Origin of the sequence: Hydrogenophaga sp. (assembly GCF_035481345.1) — a bacterium.
Classification (GTDB): Bacteria; Pseudomonadota; Gammaproteobacteria; order Burkholderiales; family Burkholderiaceae_C; genus Hydrogenophaga.
In genome coordinates, this window is record NZ_DATIGV010000113.1 from 1 (window position 1) to 16,896 (window position 16,896).

The 16,896-nt window shown below is 69.0% G+C and carries 16 protein-coding genes and 1 pseudogene; 4 read left to right on the plus strand and 13 right to left on the minus strand.

Annotated features, from left to right (window positions below; all coding sequences use genetic code 11):
• The 3 genes and pseudogenes from VLG41_RS12440 to VLG41_RS12450 form a co-directional block, all read left to right on the plus strand.
• A pseudogene (locus tag VLG41_RS12440) lies at positions 1–767 on the plus strand (ribonucleoside-diphosphate reductase subunit alpha); the annotation flags it as partial.
• 162 nt (positions 768–929) lie between these two features.
• Positions 930–2,129 carry a ribonucleotide-diphosphate reductase subunit beta gene (locus VLG41_RS12445; RefSeq protein WP_325349721.1) on the plus strand — a complete coding sequence of 400 codons (1,200 nt, stop codon included), beginning with the start codon at positions 930–932 and terminating at the stop codon, positions 2,127–2,129.
• Between the two features lie 216 nt (positions 2,130–2,345).
• Positions 2,346–2,846: a histone H1-like DNA-binding protein gene (locus VLG41_RS12450; RefSeq protein ID WP_325349735.1), complete on the plus strand. Its 501-nt coding sequence runs from the start codon at positions 2,346–2,348 to the stop codon at positions 2,844–2,846.
• 114 nt (positions 2,847–2,960) lie between these two features.
• Here VLG41_RS12450 and VLG41_RS12455 read toward each other — a convergent pair whose 3' ends face one another.
• The 7 genes from VLG41_RS12455 to VLG41_RS12485 all read right to left on the minus strand — a co-directional run bounded on the left by VLG41_RS12455 (position 2,961) and on the right by VLG41_RS12485 (position 9,222).
• On the minus strand, positions 2,961–3,860 hold the full coding sequence (locus tag VLG41_RS12455) for a carbohydrate kinase family protein (protein WP_325349722.1): 900 nt from the start codon (positions 3,858–3,860) through the stop codon (positions 2,961–2,963).
• Positions 3,861–3,878: 18 nt separating this feature from the next.
• Positions 3,879–5,141, minus strand: coding sequence for a zinc-ribbon and DUF3426 domain-containing protein (locus VLG41_RS12460; protein ID WP_325349723.1), 1,263 nt, complete (start codon positions 5,139–5,141; stop codon positions 3,879–3,881).
• 35 nt (positions 5,142–5,176) lie between these two features.
• Complete coding sequence (gene prmA, locus VLG41_RS12465; protein WP_325349724.1) at positions 5,177–6,091, minus strand: 50S ribosomal protein L11 methyltransferase; 915 nt, start codon at positions 6,089–6,091, stop codon at positions 5,177–5,179.
• Positions 6,081–7,430, minus strand: a complete 1,350-nt coding sequence (accC, locus tag VLG41_RS12470; protein WP_325349725.1) for an acetyl-CoA carboxylase biotin carboxylase subunit — start codon at positions 7,428–7,430, stop codon at positions 6,081–6,083. Before accC ends, prmA begins: the two co-directional genes overlap by 11 nt.
• 13 nt (positions 7,431–7,443) lie before the next feature.
• Positions 7,444–7,902, minus strand: coding sequence for an acetyl-CoA carboxylase biotin carboxyl carrier protein (gene accB / locus VLG41_RS12475; RefSeq protein ID WP_325349726.1), 459 nt, complete (start codon positions 7,900–7,902; stop codon positions 7,444–7,446).
• Positions 7,903–8,077: 175 nt separating this feature from the next.
• Entirely contained in the window at positions 8,078–8,608 is a 531-nt protein-coding gene (locus VLG41_RS12480) for a TlpA disulfide reductase family protein (RefSeq protein ID WP_325349727.1), read from the minus strand.
• A complete protein-coding gene (locus VLG41_RS12485) occupies positions 8,605–9,222 on the minus strand; it encodes a hypothetical protein (protein WP_325349728.1) in 618 nt (205 codons plus the stop codon). The genes VLG41_RS12480 and VLG41_RS12485 overlap by 4 nt, the downstream gene beginning before the upstream one ends.
• Before the next feature lie 67 nt (positions 9,223–9,289).
• On the opposite strand from VLG41_RS12485, the gene mpl reads away from it, so the two are divergent.
• Positions 9,290–10,759, plus strand: a complete 1,470-nt coding sequence (mpl, locus tag VLG41_RS12490; RefSeq protein WP_325349729.1) for a UDP-N-acetylmuramate:L-alanyl-gamma-D-glutamyl-meso-diaminopimelate ligase — start codon at positions 9,290–9,292, stop codon at positions 10,757–10,759.
• A 9-nt stretch (positions 10,760–10,768) separates the two neighbouring features.
• Here the strand turns inward: mpl and VLG41_RS12495 are convergent, their stop codons facing one another.
• From VLG41_RS12495 to VLG41_RS12520, 6 genes are all read right to left on the minus strand, one after another.
• Positions 10,769–11,089 carry a hypothetical protein gene (locus VLG41_RS12495; protein WP_291021972.1) on the minus strand — a complete coding sequence of 107 codons (321 nt, stop codon included), beginning with the start codon at positions 11,087–11,089 and terminating at the stop codon, positions 10,769–10,771.
• A 79-nt stretch (positions 11,090–11,168) separates the two neighbouring features.
• On the minus strand, positions 11,169–12,296 hold the full coding sequence (locus VLG41_RS12500; RefSeq protein WP_325349730.1) for a 3-deoxy-7-phosphoheptulonate synthase: 1,128 nt from the start codon (positions 12,294–12,296) through the stop codon (positions 11,169–11,171).
• Between the two features lie 212 nt (positions 12,297–12,508).
• Positions 12,509–13,852: a chromate efflux transporter gene (gene chrA, locus VLG41_RS12505; RefSeq protein WP_325349731.1), complete on the minus strand. Its 1,344-nt coding sequence runs from the start codon at positions 13,850–13,852 to the stop codon at positions 12,509–12,511.
• Positions 13,849–14,685 (minus strand): chromate resistance protein ChrB domain-containing protein, encoded by an 837-nt coding sequence (locus VLG41_RS12510; protein ID WP_325349732.1) that lies wholly within the window; start codon positions 14,683–14,685, stop codon positions 13,849–13,851. Before VLG41_RS12510 ends, chrA begins: the two co-directional genes overlap by 4 nt.
• 122 nt (positions 14,686–14,807) lie before the next feature.
• On the minus strand, positions 14,808–16,268 hold the full coding sequence (gene tldD, locus VLG41_RS12515) for a metalloprotease TldD (protein ID WP_325349733.1): 1,461 nt from the start codon (positions 16,266–16,268) through the stop codon (positions 14,808–14,810).
• A 37-nt stretch (positions 16,269–16,305) separates the two neighbouring features.
• A partial coding sequence (locus VLG41_RS12520; protein ID WP_325349734.1) for an NAD(P)-dependent oxidoreductase occupies positions 16,306–16,896 on the minus strand: 591 nt, incomplete at its 5' end.

Genomic DNA, 16,896 nt, shown 5'->3' on the forward strand with positions numbered 1-16,896 from the left:
CGCTGAACCTGCTCGAGCAGGCCCGCGGCGGTTACGTCGAGGTGGACCGCTCGTCCACGCTGGACTGGGACGGCCTGCGCGCCAAGATCAAGCAGGACGGCATGCGCAACTCCAACTGCGTGGCCATCGCGCCGACCGCGACCATCTCCAACATCATTGGCGTGTCGGCCTGCATCGAACCGACCTTCCAGAACCTGTACGTGAAGTCCAACCTGTCGGGCGAGTTCACCGTCATCAACCACTACCTGGTGCGTGACCTCAAGCGCCTGGGCCTGTGGGACGACGTGATGGTCATGGACCTCAAGCACTTCGACGGTTCGCTCGAGCCCATCGACCGCGTGCCGCAGGACATCAAGGCCCTGTACGCCACGGCCTTCGAGGTCGCGCCGCAGTGGCTGGTCGAGGCCGCGGCACGCCGCCAGAAGTGGATCGACCAGGCCCAGTCGCTGAACATCTACATGGCCGGTGCCTCGGGCAAGAAGCTGGACGACACCTACAAGCTGGCCTGGACGCGCGGCCTCAAGACCACCTACTACCTGCGCACGCGCAGCGCCACGCACGCCGAGAAATCGACCGTGGCACCGGGCCGTCTGAATGCGGTGTCGTCGGGTGCGAATGCCGCGCCAAGCATGAGCGCGCTCGATGCCGCAGCAGCCAAGGCACGTGCCCAGATGGAAGCGCAGATGAACGCGCCGCTGGCCGCATCGGCCGCGACCGATGTGAAGTTCTGCGGTGTGGACGACCCCACCTGCGAAGCCTGCCAATGAGCCTGCAGACACGGCCGCGATGAAGCGCTGAAGCGCAGTCCCGTCGCATCGCATGCGCAGCGCGGTTTTTGCGATGCACGGGAGCAACAAACATGCGCGGTGCCTGGGTGAAGCCTTTGCTTTTCAGGGCACCGCTTTCATAATCTCGGCACTGGAAAATCTATGCTTACCTGGGACGACGAAGTCAAGCCCTCCTCGCCATCGACGCAACACAGCGGGTCCACGGGACACCGCGAGGCAGCGGTCTCTCCCAATTCCGTGAATCCTGTTCCCACCGCATCGCGCCTGCCCGATGTGGCACTGCCGCCGGTGGCTGCACCGCGGGCTGCCGAAGGTGCGAGCGCACGCCGCGTGAACGCGGCCGACAAGCGCATCATCAACGGCCAGACCGACGTCAACCAGCTCGTTCCGTTCAAGTACAAGTGGGCCTGGGAAAAGTACCTCGCCACCTGCGCCAACCACTGGATGCCGCAGGAAGTGAACATGAGCCGCGACATCGCGCTCTGGAAAGACCCGAACGGCCTGAGCGAGGATGAGCGCCGCATCGTCAAGCGCAACCTCGGCTTCTTCGTCACCGCCGATTCGCTGGCCGCCAACAACATCGTGCTGGGCACCTACCGCCACATCACGGCGCCCGAATGCCGCCAGTTCCTGCTGCGCCAGGCCTTCGAGGAAGCGATCCACACGCACGCCTACCAGTACATCGTGGAGTCGCTGGGTCTGGACGAGAGCGAGATCTTCAACGCCTACCACGAGGTGGCGTCGATCCGCGACAAGGACGAGTTCCTGATCCCCTTCATCGAGGCGATCATGGACCCGAACTTCCACACCGGCACACCCGAGAACGACCAGACCCTGCTCAAGAGCCTGATCGTCTTCGCCTGCCTGATGGAGGGCATGTTCTTCTACGTCGGCTTCACCCAGATCCTGGCGCTGGGCCGCCAGAACAAGATGACCGGTGCCGCCGAGCAGTACCAGTACATCCTTCGCGACGAGTCGATGCACTGCAATTTCGGCATCGACCTGATCAATGCGATCAAGATGGAGAACCCGCTGCTGTGGACGGCGGAGTTCAAGGCCGAGATCAAGGAACTGTTCCTCAAGGCCGTCGAGCTCGAATACCGCTATGCCGAGGACACCATGCCGCGTGGCGTGCTGGGCCTCAATGCCTCCATGTTCAAGGGCTACCTGCGCTACATCGCCAACCGGCGCGCCACGCAGATCGGCCTGGAACCCCTGTTCCCGAACGAAGAGAACCCGTTCCCCTGGATGAGCGAGATGATCGACCTCAAGAAGGAACGCAACTTCTTCGAAACACGGGTGATCGAGTACCAATCGGGCGGAGCGCTGTCCTGGGACTGATGTCCCGGCCGGGTCTCCGCATTGCCAGCGAACAAGAAGACGAATCGAATCATCAGGACAGCCGCAGGGCGCGCAGACGCCCGCACTGGCCTGACCCCGGATTCAGGGCCCTGGGGTCTGTTGTGGATGCATCCACCTGACCGCAGAACCTTGAATCGCTTCACCGGCCATCCGACCGGCTGAAGTGCTCTTTGCAACTTGATCAAGGAGAAAGCAATGGCAACTGCGAAGAAAGCCCCGGCCAAGAAGGCTGCGGCGAAAAAGGCGCCGGCGAAGAAGAAAGTCGCCGCCAAGAAAGCCCCGGCGAAGAAAGTCGTGGCGAAGAAGGCCCCGGCGAAGAAAGTCGCCGCCAAGAAGGCACCGGCGAAGAAGAAAGTCGCCGCCAAGAAAGCCCCGGCGAAGAAAGTCGCGGCCAAGAAAGCCCCGGCGAAGAAGAAAGTCGCGGCCAAGAAGGCTCCCGCCAAGAAAGCGGCAGCCAAGAAAGCCCCGGCGAAGAAGGCCGCGGCCAAGAAAGCGCCGGCGAAGAAAGCCGCTGCGAAGAAGGCGCCCGCGAAGAAAGCGGCAGCTAAGAAGGCCCCTGCGAAGAAGGCAGCCCCCGCAAAAAAAGCTGAGCCGGCCAAGAAGCCGGCTGCCCCTGCTCCTGCGGCCGCTCCCGCCGCTCAGACCAAGCTCAACCCTCAAGCCGCCTGGCCGTTCCCCACGTCCAGCAAGCCCTGAGTCAGCGTTGAGTTGATCTGAAAGCCCGGTGCGAAAGCATCGGGCTTTTTTGTGTCTGAAGGCCTGAAAAGCCCGGCGCTTTCGCACCGGGCTTTTTTTCATTGGGGCTGGCGCTCAGGCCTTCAACGCAGGGTCCACCGAGTAGTTCTGCGGGCCGCGCACCGCGATCTTGAGCGCGCCCAGGCGGTTGCCCAGTTCGGCGCAGTGCGCCAGCGGCCAGCCCTTGGAGAGGCCGTGCAGCAGGGCCGCGCGAAAGGCGTCGCCGCAGCCCGTGGGATCGACCACGGCCTCGGCCTTCACGCCCGGCACGCGCGTGGCCACGCCGTTTTCCCACACGTCGCAGCCCTGGTCGGCCAGCGTGACCACCAGGCCGCGCACGCGCATCGAGATGTCGGCCAGCGACAGGCCCGTGCGGTCGCAGAGCATGCGGCCTTCGTAGTCGTTCACAGCCACCCAGCTCGCCTGGTCGATGAAGCGCAGCAACTCCTCGCCGTTGAACATGGGCAGGCCCTGGCCAGGATCGAACACGAAAGGCACGCCCGCGGCCTTGAGCTGCGCGGCATGGGAGAGCATGCCCTCGCGGCCATCGGGCGCGATGATGCCCAGCGTGAGGTCCGTGCGCGCGGGCACGGGCGTGTCGTGCGCGAAGGACATCGCGCCCGGGTGGAAGGCCGTGATCTGGTTGTTGTCGCGGTCGGTCATGATCATGGCCTGCGCGGTGTAGGTCTCGGCCACGGTGCTCACGTGGGCCGTGTCCACGCCCAGTTCGCGCATGCGGGCCAGGTAGTCGGCGCCATCGCTGCCCAGTGCGGCCAGCGGTGCCACGTCGGCGCCGAGTTGCCGCAAGCCGTAGGCGATGTTGCCCGCGCAACCGCCGAAGTCGCGCCGCAGCCCGGGCACCAGGAAGGACACGTTCAGGATGTGCAACTGGTCCGGCAGGATCTGGTCGGCGAACCGGCCTTCGAAGGTCATGATGGTGTCGAAGGCCAGCGAGCCGCAAACGAGGATGGGCATGGTGTCGAAGGGTGGGTTTCAGGGATAGAAGACCAGGGCGCGGTAGCCCGCAGTGGGCACGCCCTCGCCGAGCGAGATCGAGAGGCGGAAACTGACCGACACGCGCTCATGGGGCGGCAGGGCCGTGACACCCGCGGGCCAGTCCTGCGGCAGGAACACGCGGCGTGCCACCACCACCTGGCTGGTGTCGGTCAGGGTCAGTTCGAGCGCCGGCAGGGCCACCTCCAGCGGCGACTGGTTGTGCAGCACGATGTCGAACGAATGGAAGTTGCCGAGCCGGCGCACCAGCTCGGCGCTGTCGATCACGATGGCGTCGATCTGGCGCACCGGCGCGAGGTCGCAACCCAGAGGGTCGCAGGCCCGCAGGATCCAGGGTTTGAGCGCCGGCTGCGCCGCCACCAGGCGGTGGCGCTCCTGGATGGCCCATTGCGCCGCGAGCAGCAGCGCGAGCACCAGCGCCAGCAGCACCAGCGCGACACGCATGCCGGGCGAGGTCCAGAACGCGCGGCGGCGCGCCTGTCGCACGAAGCCGGGCTCCACGTCGGGGACCTCGTCGTCGCGGTCGCGGCTGACCGGTGCAGACCGCGCCACATCAGCCGGCGCGGCGGCGCTCGCCGAGGCGGCATCGACAACAGGCTCCGTGGGCAAGGGGGCCCGCGTGGAATGCGCGAAGCGTTCCAGTTCGGCGTGGAAGTCCGATTCGGGTTCGTCGTGGGACGCCACGGCGAGCGTGTTCGACACGCTGGGCATCCACTCGTCTTCGGGCTCCGGCGCCTGTGGTGAATCAGGCGTCGGCTGTTGCTCCGGTTCCCGGTCGATCGTTGCCTCGGGTACGGGCACAGGCGGTGCAGGGTCTGGCTCTGGCTCGACCACCGCGGGGACTGACTCGGCACGAGGCTCGCTGACCGGCGCTGCATCGAGCGGACCGTCGCCAAACCAGGCCCGCAAGTCGTCGTCCTCGGGTGCGGCCACAGGCGTTGCGGGTGCGGGTGCGGATCCGGGTGCGGGCACGTCGGCCGCAGCCTGCCACGAGGAGGGTTCAGGGGCCGGTGGCGGTGGCACCTCGGCCGTTGCCGCGGGGGCGGGTGAGCGCTCTGGAACCGCCGGGGCCTCATCGACCGGAGCGGCCGCGGCCGACGGCACCCACGCCTCCAGATGGATGGTGGCGTCGAACACGTCGGAGCAGTGTCCGCAGCGCACCCAGCCATCCGAGATCTTGAGTTGATCGGCCACCACGCGGAACACGGTGCCGCAAGCCGGACAGCGGGTGGTGAAACTCATGGGGGCCGATTATCGCGGGCCGCGGCGCGCGGGGCTCAGCGCTTGCGCGCGGTCATGAGGATCCAGCCGTCCTCTTCGTCGCTGACCTCGAGCGCGAGCCAGGGCGCGTAGGCCTCGCGCAGCTCGTCGGCCTGGCGCGCCAGGATGCCCGCGAGCACCAGATGTCCACCCGGGCGCACGTGCGAACACAGCAGCGGCGCGAGCACCTTCAGCGGCGTGGCCAGGATGTTGGCGAGCACCAGATCGTGTTCGCCCTGCGCGGCGTCGGGCAGACCGGCCTGCAGCGCCACGGCGTTCGCCTCGGCGTTGAGGCGCGTGGACTCCACCGCCGCTGGGTCGATGTCGACGGCGAGGATCTCGCGCGCGCCGTGCTTGGCCGCGCCGATGGCCAGGATGCCCGAACCGCAACCGTAGTCGAGCACACGCGGCCCCACGGGGGCGTGCGCGGCCGTCCAGCGCAGGCACATGCGCGTGGTGGGGTGCGTGCCGGTGCCGAAGGCCAGGCCGGGGTCGAGGCGGATCACCTCGCGCGCCTGCGCAGGCGGCTCGTGCCACGACGGCACGATCCAGAACGTGGGCGTGATCTCGACGGGTTCAAACTGCGATTGCGTCAGGCGCACCCAGTCCTGTTCGGGCACGGCGCGCACGCCCTGCACGCGGCAGCCATCAAAGAAGTCCTGTGCCGACAGCAGCGTGGCGGCCTCGCGCGCGACGGCCTCGTCGGGAAACAGCGCGACCACGCGCGAACGCTGCCAGCCTTCCTTGGGCGGCGGCATGCCCGGCTCGCCGAACAGCGCCTGCTCGGCCTCGGTCATGGCGTCGGCGTCTTCCACCGACACGCTGAGCGCGTCCAGCGCGTCCAGCGCCTCGCCCACGGCCTCGATGGCCGCCTCGGGCACCACCAGCACCAGTTCGAAAGGGGCGGCGGCGCCCGCCGACTCAGCGCTCACGTTGCGACAGCCACTCTTCGAGGTAGTGGATGTTCGTTCCACCGGCCACGAAATTGGCATCGACCATCAGCTCGCGGTGCAGCGGGATGTTGGTCTTGATGCCCTCGACCACCGTCTCGGCCAGCGCGGTGCGCATGCGCGCCAGCGCCTGCTCGCGCGTATCGCCGTGCACGATGATCTTGCCGATCATGGAGTCGTAGTTGGGCGGCACGAAGTAGTTGTTGTAGACGTGCGAGTCGACGCGCACGCCCGGCCCGCCCGGCGGATGCCACAGGGTGATACGGCCCGGCGAAGGCGTGAACTTGTACGGGTCTTCGGCGTTCACGCGGCACTCGATGGCGTGGCCCTTGAGCTGGACCTGGCGCTGCGTGAACGGCAGCTTCTCGCCCGCGGCCACGGCGATCTGCGTGCGCACGATGTCGATGCCCGTGATCCATTCGGTCACCGGGTGCTCCACCTGCACGCGCGTGTTCATCTCGATGAAATAGAACTCGCCGTTCTCGAACAGGAACTCGAAGGTACCGGCGCCGCGGTAGCCGATCTTCTTGCAGGCGGCCGCGCAGCGCTCGCCGATCTTCTCGATCAGGCGGCGCGGGATGCCCGGCGCCGGCGCCTCTTCGATGACCTTCTGGTGGCGCCGCTGCATGGAGCAGTCGCGCTCGCCCAGGTAGACGGCATTGCGGTGCTGGTCGGCCAGCACCTGGATCTCGATGTGCCGCGGGTTCTGGAGAAACTTCTCCATGTAGACCTCGGCGTTGCCGAAGGCGGCACCGGCCTCCGCCTTGGTGGTCTGCACCGCGTGCAGGAGCGCCGCCTCGGTGTGCACCACGCGCATGCCACGGCCACCGCCGCCGCCCGCGGCCTTGATGATCACCGGGTAGCCCACGGCCTTGGCGGTGCGCTTGATCACCACCGGGTCATCGGGCAGCGCGCCGTCGGAGCCGGGCACGCAGGGCACGCCCGCGCGAATCATGGCCTGCTTGGCCGAAACCTTGTCGCCCATGAGGCGGATGCAGTCGGGCGTGGGGCCGATGAAGGTGAAGCCGCTGCGCTCCACGCGCTCGGCGAAGTCGGCGTTCTCGCTCAGAAAGCCATAGCCGGGGTGGATGGCCTCGGCGTCCGTCACCTCGGCGGCCGAGATGATGGCGGGCATGTTCAGGTAGCTCAGACCCGACTGCGCCGGGCCGATGCACACCGCCTCTTCGGCAAGCTTGACGTACTTGGCGTCGCGATCGGCCTCGGAATAGACCATCACCGCCTTGATGCCCAGCTCGCGGCAGGCGCGCTGGATGCGCAGGGCGATCTCGCCGCGGTTGGCGATCAGGATCTTCTTGAACATGGGTGCGCGGCCCTCACTCGATCGCGAACAGCGGCTGACCGTATTCCACCGCCTGGCCGTTCTGGACCAGGATCTGGGTCACGGTGCCGCTCTTGTCGGCCTCGATCTCGTTGAGGATCTTCATCGCCTCGACGATGCAGATGGTGTCACCCTCTTTCACCGTGTCGCCGACCTCGACGAATGGCTTGGCGCCCGGGGCCGAAGCGCGGTAGAACGTGCCGACCATGGGCGACTTGACCGTGTGGCCGGCCGGCTGCGCGGGCGCGGCGGCCGCGGGCGAGGCCACTTCCACCACCTGCGCGCTCGGTGCGGCCGGCGCCACCGGCGGCATGCTGTAGGTGATGGGGGCGGGCATCACGGCTGGCGTGGCCTTGACGATGCGGACCTTGCCTTCCGCTTCGGTGATCTCGAGCTCCGACACGTTCGATTCCGACACCAGATCGATCAGCGTCTTGAGTTTTCGCAAATCCATGATTTCTCCAACGAAGTTCGGCGAAGTTGGTACTAATTGCTCTCAATTTCGTCGAATGGAGATGCCCCAACCGCCAAAGGGTGGGGCAGTGTACACGAAGTCACACCTGATACCAGCCCGGTCGTCCAGCCCCGAAATCAATGCAGAAGAACGCGCTTGCCGTCTGTTCAATGCATCAGGCCAGTTCGGCCCATTGCGACAGGTCGGACTCATGCACCTGGCCGATCTTGCGGTGGAGCACACGGCCATCGGCACCGAACACCACGGTGAACGGCAGCGCGCCGGTGGCATTGCCCAGCGTTCGGCTGAGCTCGGTGCCGGCAAAGCCGGTCATGCCGACGGGAAAGGACAGCGGCAGGCGCTGCAGGAACTGGCGCACCGGCTCCACGCGATCGACCGCCAGGCCCAACAACTGCCAGCCCTTGGGCGAGTGCTGCTGGTGAAAGGCATTGAGCAGCGGCAACTCTTCCACGCAGGGCGGGCACCAGGTGGCCCAGAAATTCACGAGCAGCGGGCGGCCGCGCAGCGTGGCCATCGCCAGCGGTGCGCCGCCCTCGGGGGTGTCGAACGAGGTCTGCCAGAACGCCGCCTCGGCGCCGTCCATCAGCGGCGCCGGGCTCAGGCGCCGCTCGGCCCACCACACCCCGGCGCCCGCCGCGGCCAGCGCCACGCCACCCGCGAGCCAATGGCGACGTTGCAGCTTCATGGTGCGCCCTCCTCGCCGGCCTCGGCCGTGAGGCGCTCGCGCAGCGCGGCGGCGTCGCCACGCGGTTTGCGCCCCTGGCTGTCGGGCTTGAGCGCGCCGCGCAGGCCGTCCAGGTCGTGCACCAGCAGGTGCATCAGCACCCACTGGCCCAGCGCTTCGCTGCGCGTGCGCACCGTGAGCGCCTCGACCGGCTCACCGCGCCAGCCCGTACCGGTGCCGGGGTGGTAGTCCACGCGGTGGTCGATCAGGGCCCATTCGGCCTGCTTGGGGTCGTCGCAGAAGAGGTGCATGTGAAGGTCGCTGTGGCGCGTGGCCGTGCCGTGCCAGGCGGCACCGCCCAGGTGCGGGCGGAAGGCCTGGAGTCGATCCATCCAGACCAGCGCCAGTTCCCGCAGTGCGCGCAGCTCGGCGGGCTGGGTGTCGGCGCAGAACACGGCGATGTGTTCGCGCACGGCGGCCTCCAGCGTGTCGTTGTCGGGCAGCGGGGTGCGGGCGGGCAGGCCCAGCTGGCGGATGGCGGCGCGCTTGGCTGCGGCGTAGTCCTGGCCTTCGTCGACCACCAGGCGCGCGGCCACGGCGGCGATCTCGGCGGCGGTGTCGTCTCGCGAGAGCATCCGGGGATTGTGCCCCCGTGGGCGACGCGCACCCGGTGGGCACCGCCCACGTCCCTAGAATCCGCGCATGCATATTCACATCCTGGGCATCTGCGGCACCTTCATGGGCGGTGTCGCGGCCCTGGCCCGCGAGGCGGGCCACCGCGTGACCGGCTGCGACGCCGGCGTCTACCCGCCCATGAGCGACCAGCTCCGCGCCCTGGGCATCGAACTCATCGAAGGCTTCGGCGCCGATCAGATGGCGCTCAAGCCCGACGTATGGGTGATCGGCAACGTGGTCAGCCGCGCGCGCCTGCCCGATGGCACGCCGAAGTTTCCGCTGATGGAGGCCATCCTCGAAGCCGGCGCGCCCTACACCAGCGGGCCGCAATGGCTGGCCGAGCACGTGCTGCAGGGCCGCCACGTGCTGGCCGTGGCCGGCACGCATGGCAAGACGACCACCACCTCCATGCTGGCCTGGGTCCTGGAGGCCTGCGGTCAGCAGCCCGGCTTCCTGGTGGGCGGCGTGCCGATGAACTTCGGCGTGTCCGCGCGGCTGGGTGAAGTCAAGGCCGATTCCGCCGCCGGGCCGCCCCAAGGCGGGATCAGCCCCCCCGGGGGGCAGCGACCCGCGCAGCGGCGGAGCGTGGGGGCTCCGTTCGTCATCGAAGCGGACGAATACGACACCGCCTTCTTCGACAAGCGCAGCAAGTTCGTGCACTACCGCCCGCGCACGGCCGTCCTCAACAACCTCGAGTTCGACCACGCCGACATCTTCGACGACCTCAAGGCCATCGAGCGGCAGTTCCACCACCTGGTGCGAACCGTGCCCGGCAGTGGGCGCGTGGTGGTCAACGGGCTGGAGGACAGCCTGGAGCGGGTGCTGCACCAGGGCTGCTGGAGCGAGATCCGCAGCTTCGGCGCCGCCGTGAGCGACTTCACCGCCCAGGGCGAGCCGCACGATTTCGACGTGCTGCAGCGGGGCCAGGCCGTGGGCCATGTGCGCTGGGCGCTCAGCGGTGTGCACAACCAGCTCAACGCGCTGGCGGCCATCGCGGCGGCCGACCACCTGGGCGTGCCGCCCGCCGAGGCCGCGCAGGCCCTGGCGCGTTTCGAGAACGTGCGCCGCCGCATGGAGCTGCGCGGCGTCGTGCCGCGCGCGGGCGGCGACATCACCGTCTACGACGACTTCGCGCACCACCCCACGGCCATCCGCACCACGCTCGATGGCCTGGCGCGCCGGCTGGGGCAGCCACGCGGGCGCATCCTGGCGGTGTTTGAACCGCGTTCCAACACCATGAAGCTGGGCACGATGAAGGCGCAACTGCCCTGGAGCCTGGAGAACGCCGACCTGGCCTTCTGCCACTCGGGCGGGCTCGACTGGGACGCCGCGGAGGCGCTGGCGCCCATGGGCGCGCGCGCGGTGGTGGGCGCGAACATCGAGACCGTGGTGAACCAGGTGACGCAGGCCGCGCGGCCCGGCGACCACATCGTGTGCATGAGCAACGGCGGGTTCGGCGGCATCCACGAGCGCCTGCTCAAGGCGCTGGCCGGCTGATTCAGTGCTTCAATAACTCAGCGACTGGGCCGGCACGTCCACGGTGACGATGGGCTTGGCCAGCGCCGCGCTGGCCGCGCGCGCGAAGGCCAGGGCCCAGTCGCGGTGCGCCGCGTCCTGGAAGCGCGGCTGGCCCGCGGCCTGCGCGATGCACAGGATCTTGTCGGCCGTGAGCACCTTGCCCGTGAGCCGGATCGGCTCGCAGCCCATCTGCGTGAACTGCTCGTCGAGCCAATGCCTTGCCTGATCGTGCGGCATGGGCTGCACCTCTTCCAGGTCGATGCGGTAGGTGGCGGGCTCGCCCCAGGTGACGATGACTTGGCTGCGCATGGGTGTGTCTCCGCGAGGCGTGTTGTCGGGCCATTGTGCCGCGCCCACCGGGCGCGGCACCGCGGAAAACCCTCCTCGCTCAGCGGCGGCGCGCGGCCTCGACCGACTGCGACAGGATCTCCAGCGCCTGCACCGAATCGCTCCAGCCCAGACAGGCGTCGGTGATGCTCTGGCCGTACCGCAGCGCGGCGGGGTCGTCCTTGCCCGGGGTGAACTTCTGCGCGCCGGCCTCGATGTGGCTCTCGATCATCACGCCGAAGATCGACTTCGAGCCACCCGCGATCTGCGCGCCCACGTCACGCGCCACATCGATCTGCTTCTCGTGCTGCTTGCTGCTGTTGGCGTGGCTGAAGTCGATCATGAGGCGCGGCGTCTGCTTGGCCGCTTCCAGATCCTTCACGGCGGCCGCCACGCTGGCGGCGTCGTAGTTGGGCGCCTTGCCGCCACGCAGGATCACGTGGCAGTCCTTGTTGCCCTTGGTCTGCACGATGGCGACCTGACCGTTCTTGTGCACCGACAGGAAGTGGTGACCACGGCCCGCCGCCTGGATGGCGTCGGTGGCGATCTTGATGTTGCCGTCGGTGCCGTTCTTGAAGCCGATGGGCGCCGACAGGCCGGAGGCCAGTTCGCGGTGGACCTGGCTTTCGGTGGTGCGCGCACCGATGGCGCCCCAGCTGATGAGGTCACCGATGTACTGCGGGGAGATCACGTCGAGGAACTCGCTGCCGGCCGGCAGGCCCTGGCGGTTGATCTCGATGAGCAACTGGCGCGCGATGCGCAGGCCCTCATCGATGCGGTAGCTTTCGTCGAGGTAGGGGTCGTTGATGAGGCCCTTCCAGCCCACCGTGGTGCGCGGCTTCTCGAAGTACACGCGCATCACGATCTCCAGCGTGTCGGCGTACTGTTCGCGCAGCGGCTTCAGGCGCCGGGCGTAGTCCAGGGCGGCGCCGGGGTCGTGGATGGAGCAGGGGCCGATCACCACGAGCAAGCGGTCGTCCTTGCCGTGCAGGATGCGGTGGATGCGCTGGCGCGTCTGGCTGATCAAGGCCTCCGTCGCCGTGCCGGCGATGGGGAAGAAGCGGATGAGGTGTTCGGGCGGCGGAAGCACGGTGATGTCCTGAATGCGTTGGTCGTCGGTCTCGCTGGTCTTGTCGAGAGGACGCGCATACCAGGCGTCGCTGGCTGCATTGGTGGCTTTGGCGTTCATCAGGTGCTCCTGGTGGGGGGTCTAGGGAAAACGGTGAGGGCGAAAAAAAACCGCCGGGCTTGAGGCTCCGGCGGTTTGTGTTCGAGATGCTTGGCGCGCTTACGTCTTCGCCTCTCGTCCGCCGGGGACAGAGAACCAAAAGTAAAAAGCGAAGTAAACGGCGCGCGAAGGCATGGGGCGCAATGTAGCACAGGGCCTGTGACGAACCGGCGTCAGGCCGCCCAGCCGGTGGTTTTGAGCAACACCCCCAGCGCGCCGCAGGCCGCGATCACCGGGATGACACCGAGCTTGAACCGCACCAGGGCCAGCGCCGCCAGCGCCGCAATGGCCAACGCCGCGACATCCACCGGCCCGCCCGGCACGGGCCGGGCGATGTGGGCCAGGAAGAACACGCCCAGGCTCGCGATCACGCCCACCACCGCCGCCGAGATCCCGGTGAGCGGCGCGGTGAAATGCATCTGGCCGTGCGTGCTCTCCACCAGCGGGCCACCCGCCAGGATGAAGACGAACGAGGGCAGGAAGGTGAACCAGGTGACCACCGTGGCCGCCAGCGCCGCGCCCCAGAAGCGGGCCTCGGGGCCCAGCACCTCGGTGTGCCAGCCACCGAGGAAGCCCACGAAGGCGACGACCATGATCAGCGGGCCGGGTGTGGTCTCGCCGAGCGCCAGGCCGTCGATCATCTGCGGCCCGCTGAGCCAGCCGTGCTGCAGCACCGCGCCCTGGTACACGTACGGCAGCACCGCGTAGGCACCGCCGAAGGTGAGCAAGGCCGCCTTGGAGAAGAACAGGCCCATGGTGGACAGCACCCCCTGAGCGCCCTGCCAGGCGAGCAGCGCGGCCATGGGCACCGCCCACAGCATGCCGCCCACCAGCAGCACACGCACCAGCCGGCCGCGCGAGAAGCGCGCGTGCGCCGGCGGGGGGGTGTGGTCGTCAATGAGCGCCGGCGCGTGAGTCCCCGCCGCGGCGGCGTGGCCGCTGGCGGGCAGGAACTGCGCGGGCGCGAACCGCCCCCCCAGCCAGCCCAGCGCCAGCGCCGACAGCACCACCAGCGGGAACGGCAGCTGGAGCAGGGCGATCGCGACGAAGCTGCCGATGGCCAGGGCCCACAGCCAGGGTGCGCGGCGCGGCGAGCGCAGCACCTTGCCGCCGATGCGCCACACCGCCTGCACCACGATGGCCGCCACGGCGGGCTTGATGCCGTAGAGCACGCCCGCCACCCAGCCGACGTGGCCATAGGCCAGGTAGGCCCAGCTCAGGCCGATGAGCAGCAGCAGCGAGGGCAGCACGAACAGCGCGCCCGCCGCGATGCCACCCCAGGTGCGGTGCAGCAGCCAGCCGATGTAGGTGGCGAGCTGCTGGGCCTCGGGGCCGGGCAGCAGCATGCAGTAGTTGAGCGCGTGCAGGAAGCGCCGCTCGCTGATCCAGCGCCGCTGCTCCACGAGTTCGCGGTGCATCACGGCGATCTGCCCCGCCGGGCCGCCGAAGCTGATGAAGCCGAGCTTGAGCCAGAAGCGCAGGGCTTCGCCGAAGGACACGGTACGGGCATCGCTCACGCGGGCCTCCAGGTATGGGTTTCGTTGTCGCGGCGCTGCTCGGCCGCGCACCAGGCGTACAGGGCGTCGTAGACCGGCAGACCGGCGGCCAGCAGGGCGTGGTCGTCGCCTTCATGCAGACGCGCCAGGCCGAGCGAGACGGCCAGCAGGCCGGCGCTGACGGGATCGAGGTCGAGCCGGTCGGTGTCGGCACCGCGCACGATGGTGGCGAGCCGGTCGAGCGCGGGCAGTTGCAGGCCGAAGGCATCGATCAAGGCGTCGAAACTGCAGCACTCGCCCACGTGGGTGATGGGCGCGCCGGGAATGTCGAACGCCACCGCACCCAGGGCCTGCGCGCGCGCCAGCACCTCGGCCGTGGGCGCGAAGTGGAACTCGGCGAGCGGGTCGATGAAGCGGCGCACCAGCCAGGGACAGGCGATGCGGTCGATGCGGGGTCGCTCGCGCGTGATCCAGCGACTCGGTGTTTCACCGCTCACGCCGAGATCGCGCCGCTGGCGCAGCACAGGCAGGGGCTCGGCGCGCACACGGCCGATGAAGGCGCTGCCATCGACCCCGGGCTCGCCACCGTCGATGCCGCCTTCCAGCGCCCAGGCCCGGCGGCCGGCCGCGCGCAGCTCGCGCGCCGCTCGCTGGCTCACCTCGTGGCCGTGCACGCAGTACACGATCACGTCGCGGTCGGCACCGTCTGGCGGGAGGGTGCGCAACGCACCCGCCACCCGGTGGGTGCTGGCGTCGAAACGTTCGGGGCGGCGCACATCCAGGATCCAGGGCGCGCCGGCTTGGCCCAGGCGCGCAAACAGGGCTGTGCGTGAGATGAAAAGGTCGTCGTCCATGACAGGCTCCGTGAAGGGCTGTTCAGCGCTTGGACGACGTGTCTTGGCCCGGTGCGGGCCGCGGGAGGCTGTTGTCCCGAGGGGCGCAGTGTAGCGCCGCTGGTTCGGCGGCGCCAGCACGGTCAGGCGGTGCCGCCGACCGTGAGCGCCTCGATGCGCAGCGTGGGCTGGCCCACGCCCACGGGCACGCTCTGGCCTTCCTTGCCGCAGGTGCCGACGCCGGTGTCCAGCCGCATGTCGTTGCCGATCATGCTCACGCGCGTCAGCGCGTCGGGGCCGTTGCCGACCAGGGTGGCGCCCTTCACGGGGTACTGGATCTTGCCGTTCTCGACCCAGAAGGCCTGGCTGGCGGAGAACACGAACTTGCCGCTGGTGATGTCGACCTGGCCGCCGCCGAAATTGGTGGCGTACAGGCCTTTCTTGATGCTGGCGACGATTTCCTCGGGATCCTTGTCGCCGCCCAGCATGTAGGTGTTGGTCATGCGCGGCATGGGCGTGTGGGCGTAGCTCTCGCGCCGGCCGTTGCCGGTGGGCTTCACGCCCATCAGGCGCGCGTTCATCGCGTCCTGGATGTAGCCGCGCAGGATGCCGTCCTCGATCAGCACGTTGCGCTGCGAGACGTGGCCCTCGTCGTCGATGTTGAGCGAGCCGCGTCGGTCGGCGATGGTGCCGTCGTCGAGCACGGTGACGCCCTTGGCCGCCACGCGCTGGCCAATGCGGCCGGCGAAGGCGCTGCTGCCCTTGCGGTTGAAGTCGCCCTCCAGCCCGTGGCCGACGGCCTCGTGCAGCAGGATGCCGGGCCAGCCACTGCCCAGCACCACCACCATCTCACCGGCGGGCGCGGGGCGCGACTCGAGGTTGGTCAGCGCCTGCTCGACCGCCTCGTCCACGTAGCCTTGCACCATGGCGTCGTCGAAGTAGGCCAGGCCGAAGCGGCCACCACCGCCGGAGTTGCCCATCTCGCGCCGGCCGTTCTGCTCGGCGATGACGGTGACCGACAGGCGGATCAGGGGCCGCACGTCCGCCGCCAGGGTGCCGTCGGCGCGCGCCACCAGCACCACGTCGTGCTCGGCGGCCAGACCGGCCATCACCTGCGCCACGCGAGGGTCCTTGGCCTTGGCCAGGCGCTCCACTTTTTCCAGCAGCGCCACCTTGGCGGTGCTGTCCATCGAGGCGATGGGGTCCACGCCGGCATAGAGCGAGCGCGACTTGGCGACCTTGGAGGCGTTGACCTTGACCTTCTTCGCCTGGCCCTGTCCCGAGATGCTGCGCACGGTGCGCGCGGCGTCGAGCAGGGAATCCCAGGACAGGTCGTCCGAATAGGCGAAGGCGGTTTTCTCGCCGCTGACGGCGCGCACGCCCACGCCCTGTTCGATGTGGAAACTGCCGGTCTTGACGATGCCCTCTTCCAGGCTCCAGCCCTCGTTGCGGGTGGCCTGGAAGTACAGGTCGGCGTCGTCCACGCCGTGCGAGCGGATTTCCGCCAGCGCCTGGTGCAGGTGGGCGGTGGTGAGTCCGAAGGGTTCGAGCAGGAGCTGCTCGGCGGTGGCCAGGCGGGCCAGGGTGGGTTCGCGGGCGATCATCCAGCCATTGTAGGAACGGCCCGCCCGTCTGTGGGGCTCAGGGCTTTGGCAAGCCGTCGGGGTGCGCGCGCATCCAGTCGAGCAGTGCGCCGTCGTCAAGGCCCGCCATGCCCTCGCTCACGGCAGCGGCGAAGACCGCGGCGGCCTGCGGGCCCAGCACGCCCTGATGCCCCGCGGCCCGACCGGCGGCGACCGCCAAGCGCGTGTCCTTGGCCAGCAGCGTCATGTGGGCGCGCGGCGTGGTGTCGCCGGCCAATTGGCGGCGCAGGCGGTCGGCGCCGATCCAGCTCTGGCCGCTGGAGCGTTCGATCACGTCCAGCGTGCGCGGCAGGTCCAGCCCCAGGCGCTGGGCCAGGGCCAGGGCCTCGGCGGCGCCCGCGAGGTTGATGCCCGCGAGCAGGTTGTTCACGAGCTTGGTGCGCGCGCCGTCGCCCACGCGCTCGCCGACGCGGAACTGGCTGTCGGACAGATCGGCCAGCAGCCCCGCGTGGCGCTGCAGCGCGGCCGCGGGGCCGGCCAGCATCAGGCTCATGGTGCCGGCCCGGGCGCGCGCCGGGCCGCCGGACATGGGCGCATCGATCGTGTCCACGCCCAGCGGGGCGAGCCGCGCGGCAATGGCCTCGGTGTC

Excerpts from the sequence above, each read along its gene's own strand:
- VLG41_RS12450 (WP_325349735.1), top strand. The coding sequence starts at position 2,346 with ATGGCAACTGCGAAGAAAGCCCCGGCCAAGAAGGCTGCGGCGAAAAAG.
- VLG41_RS12495 (WP_291021972.1), bottom strand. The coding sequence starts at position 11,089 with ATGCGCAGCCAAGTCATCGTCACCTGGGGCGAGCCCGCCACCTACCGC.
- accB (WP_325349726.1), bottom strand. The coding sequence starts at position 7,902 with ATGGATTTGCGAAAACTCAAGACGCTGATCGATCTGGTGTCGGAATCG.
- VLG41_RS12485 (WP_325349728.1), bottom strand. The coding sequence starts at position 9,222 with ATGCTCTCGCGAGACGACACCGCCGCCGAGATCGCCGCCGTGGCCGCG.
- VLG41_RS12510 (WP_325349732.1), bottom strand. The coding sequence starts at position 14,685 with ATGGACGACGACCTTTTCATCTCACGCACAGCCCTGTTTGCGCGCCTG.
- VLG41_RS12455 (WP_325349722.1), bottom strand. The coding sequence starts at position 3,860 with ATGCCCATCCTCGTTTGCGGCTCGCTGGCCTTCGACACCATCATGACC.
- tldD (WP_325349733.1), bottom strand. The coding sequence starts at position 16,268 with ATGATCGCCCGCGAACCCACCCTGGCCCGCCTGGCCACCGCCGAGCAG.
- VLG41_RS12445 (WP_325349721.1), top strand. The coding sequence starts at position 930 with ATGCTTACCTGGGACGACGAAGTCAAGCCCTCCTCGCCATCGACGCAA.
- VLG41_RS12480 (WP_325349727.1), bottom strand. The coding sequence starts at position 8,608 with ATGAAGCTGCAACGTCGCCATTGGCTCGCGGGTGGCGTGGCGCTGGCC.
- VLG41_RS12460 (WP_325349723.1), bottom strand. The coding sequence starts at position 5,141 with ATGAGTTTCACCACCCGCTGTCCGGCTTGCGGCACCGTGTTCCGCGTG.
- accC (WP_325349725.1), bottom strand. The coding sequence starts at position 7,430 with ATGTTCAAGAAGATCCTGATCGCCAACCGCGGCGAGATCGCCCTGCGC.
- mpl (WP_325349729.1), top strand. The coding sequence starts at position 9,290 with ATGCATATTCACATCCTGGGCATCTGCGGCACCTTCATGGGCGGTGTC.
- VLG41_RS12500 (WP_325349730.1), bottom strand. The coding sequence starts at position 12,296 with ATGAACGCCAAAGCCACCAATGCAGCCAGCGACGCCTGGTATGCGCGT.